We start from the raw sequence: 3,220 nt of genomic DNA on the forward strand, positions 1-3,220 counted from the left end.
GCAACGGACGATCGGCTGCGCAACCCCGACCAGCTCCGCCGATCGTCCGTTGCTCCACCCGCGCCACTTGGCGTACAAAACCTCGAGACTCTAACTGCCGCTGGATGAAAATTCAGTGGCAGGTCAACTTCCGGCGCCTTCCTGCGGGCTTGAACGGCATTGCGGTTCCCGTCTCTATCGTCGTAAACCTCACCAATGCGTTCGGACAGTCGGACGAGACATCGCGCTTTGTCGCTCGTTACCTGCTCGCCCAGCACGCCGATTTATTCTTTGCCGATGCTCTTATACTTGTCGAGGGAACTGCCGAACGCGTGTTACTTCCTCACTTCATTCGCCGCGGCTTCCCAAGGGTGGACCAAGGGTATGTCACCATTCTCGAGGTGGGCGGTAGCCATGCGCACAGGCTCAAGCCGCTCGTCCATCACCTAGGGCTCACCACATTGGTGGTCACAGATCTCGATGCCCAGGAGAAGAAAGTGACTCCTGCAACCGATTCGGTCAAAGAGAAGATCAGCTATCACGCCGCCCAGCCGAAGCTGGGCGCCGGGCTTACGACGAACAACGACACGCTCAAAACTTGGTTGCCGCAGAAATCGAGCCTTGATGAGTTGCTGGACGGAGCCGTAATCAAGAGGCTTCCGGGTGATCTGATGCACGAGGTCTGCGTGGCGTACCAAACGCCGGTCGAGGTCATTTGGCCAGAGACTGCCGCGACCGCGCAAGCTGCTCTGCCTTACACATTTGAAGATGCGCTCGCGTTTGAGAACATGGCGTTCTTCGGGCGCTTGGAAGGAGCGGGCTTGGTCCGAAAGTTTCGAGAGGCGATTGCCGGCGCAACGGACGTAGCAAAGATCGGCGAACAGCTGTTCGAGGCCCTCCGAAATAACGCGGACAACGGAGCCTTTGCACTGAATATTCTGGTGGCGGAGGACTTCGAAAGTCTGAAGATCCCGCGCTACATCGGAGAGGGGCTTGAGTGGCTGGATAATCAACTGAGAAGAAAGCAGGTCGAACTGCTATCGACGGAGCCGGCGGTCGCAGATGTCTGAACCTCTATCCAATGATAATAATCGCGATGCAGACGCCGATCGGGTCATTGCGACTTGCCTGGACTTGGATCATCCTAAAAGCTTCTTTCTGTTTGCCGGTGCCGGCTCGGGAAAAACGCGGTCCTTGGTTGAGGCCATCAAGCACATAAGACAGAGCTCTGGGCGGCGTCTGGCGCTGTCCCAGCAAAAGCTCGGTGTCATCACCTACATCAATGCGGCCTGCGACGAGATTCTTCGCCGATTAGACTATGATCCGCGCATTGACGTCTCGACGATACACGCCTTCGCCTGGTCCCTCATCTCCGGCCACAATGAGGACATCCGATCGTGGATGAGGAATTCACTGACGAAGCGGATTGCGGAGCTTGAAACAACTGTCGCCGGTACGAAGAACAAGTCGACGAAAACCTACCAAGAAAATGTCCGTTCGCTAGAAAGCCGCAGGCGGCGTCTAGCCGCTCTCGATGGTATCGTAACGTTCGTTTACAGCCCAACCGGAGACAACAGGACCAGAGACGCTTTGAATCATGCTGAGGTGATCGCCATCACATCAGAGTTTCTCACGTCAAAAGGCACGCTTCAGCGCCTCCTGGTTTCTCGATACCCGATTTTGCTGGTAGACGAGAGCCAGGATACGAACCGTCACCTCATGGAAGCTTTGCTGAGAGTTCAGCGCGACAATGCTGAGCATTTTGGGCTTGGCTTACTCGGGGACACGATGCAGCGCATCTACGCTGATGGTAAGGTCGATCTGGGCCAAGGCCTGCACGGCTGGGTCTTTCCGCGAAAAGCTATGAACCATAGGTGGCCTCACCGGGTCATTCGGCTGCTCAACCGCATTCGCAGCGAAGTGGATGATGTGGTTCAGATTGGACGTGCGGACAAGCCGGAGGGATGTGTCAGATTGTTCGCGGTTCAGGAAAGCGGCAGTGACAAGCAACGCGTCGAGCAGCATGTTGTTGATAGAATGGATGAGGTCACGGGCGATCGAGCCTGGAAAGATCGACCTCGCAATTTCAAGACGCTGACGTTGGAACACCATATGGCGGCGGTGCGCTTTGGCTTTGCCGAGATGTTTCGCCCGCTCTATCGAGAGAGCCGCGTTCAGACCTCGCTTCTCGAAGGAACGTCTCCGTCATTGAAGTTCTTCAGTCGACAGGTGCTGCCGGCGGTCAAGGCGCTGCGGGCAAATGACGCGTTTGCTCTTGCCAGCATTGTTCGCGAGTCTTCACCTCTACTCGCTCCTGAGGCCCTCAAATCAGGGGGGAGCGAACAGCTCAGGCGTGCCAAGAACGCGGCAGATGCTCTGCTCGGACTATTCACATCGTCGAACAAGCCGACGTTCCGGGAGGTGCTGGAGAATGTTGCGGCCAGCGGCCTTTTTGATGTTCCGGAGGCGTTGGCGCCATTTGCGGCGCCGGACGCTACTTCTTCGGATGACAGCGAGGAGCGAGAGGCCGGAGAGGTATTGGCCTGGCGCGAGATGCTGGACACCGACTTCCAGCAAATTGAAGCCTACGATGAATACGTCAGCGGAAGGTCGCCGTTTGGTACACACCAGGGCGTCAAGGGGCTCGAGTTTCCGCGAGTCATGGTGGTTATAAGTGACGAGGAGGCGCGGGGCTTCCTGTCCTGAGTTCGCCCCGGTCGTTGGATTTGCTCATTTGGGCGGTGGGAGCGACGGGAGCTGGCGCGCAGCTTTCGGCATAGCGCAGCGCCAGATGCGCGCGCGGATGGTAGGTCAAGGCGAACTCCGACGGGGTCTTCCATCCGAGCTGCGAGTGTGGGCGTGTGTCGTTGTAATCGGCCCGCCAGCATCCGAGAGCCATGCGAACCTGGGCCAGAGACGTGAACAACGTCTCGTTCAGGAGTTCGTCCCTCAAGCGCCCATTGAAGCTCTCGATGAAGGCGTTCTGCATAGGTTTGCCCGGCGCGATGTAGTGCCATTCGACGCCGCTGTGATCCGCCCATGTCAGAATCGCGTTGCTGGTGAGTTCGCTACCGTTGTCGCTGACCACCATCTTCGGCTTGCCGCGCTCGATCGTCAGCCGGTCAAGTTGCCGGGCTACGCGGATGCCGGAGAGCGAGGTATCGGCCACCAGCGCCAGGCACTCGCGGGTGCAGTCATCGACCACGGTGAGGACGCGGAAGCGGCGGCCGCAGGTCAGCTG

The 3,220-nt window shown here is 58.1% G+C and carries 3 protein-coding genes; 2 read left to right on the forward strand and 1 reads right to left on the reverse strand.

Annotation, left to right across the window (positions count from 1 at the left end; all coding sequences use genetic code 11):
- Together CV770_RS40655 and CV770_RS40660 are read left to right on the forward strand one after the other, a co-directional pair.
- Positions 1-1,049: ATP-dependent endonuclease (locus tag CV770_RS40655; protein ID WP_502693640.1), on the forward strand; the 1,049-nt coding region annotated here is incomplete at its 5' end.
- The gene (locus tag CV770_RS40660; protein ID WP_104466282.1) at positions 1,042-2,685 is read left to right on the forward strand and encodes a UvrD-helicase domain-containing protein; all 1,644 of its coding nucleotides are present in this window, start codon (positions 1,042-1,044) and stop codon (positions 2,683-2,685) included. The genes CV770_RS40655 and CV770_RS40660, both read left to right, overlap by 8 nt.
- On the opposite strand, the gene CV770_RS40665 is transcribed toward CV770_RS40660, so the two are convergent.
- A partial coding sequence (locus CV770_RS40665) for an integrase core domain-containing protein (protein ID WP_245454022.1) occupies positions 2,648-3,220 on the reverse strand: 573 nt, incomplete at its 5' end. The two genes, CV770_RS40660 and CV770_RS40665, sit on opposite strands and share 38 nt — an antisense overlap.

This window comes from Bradyrhizobium sp. AC87j1 (assembly GCF_002936975.1).
GTDB lineage: Bacteria > Pseudomonadota > Alphaproteobacteria > Rhizobiales > Xanthobacteraceae > Bradyrhizobium > Bradyrhizobium shewense.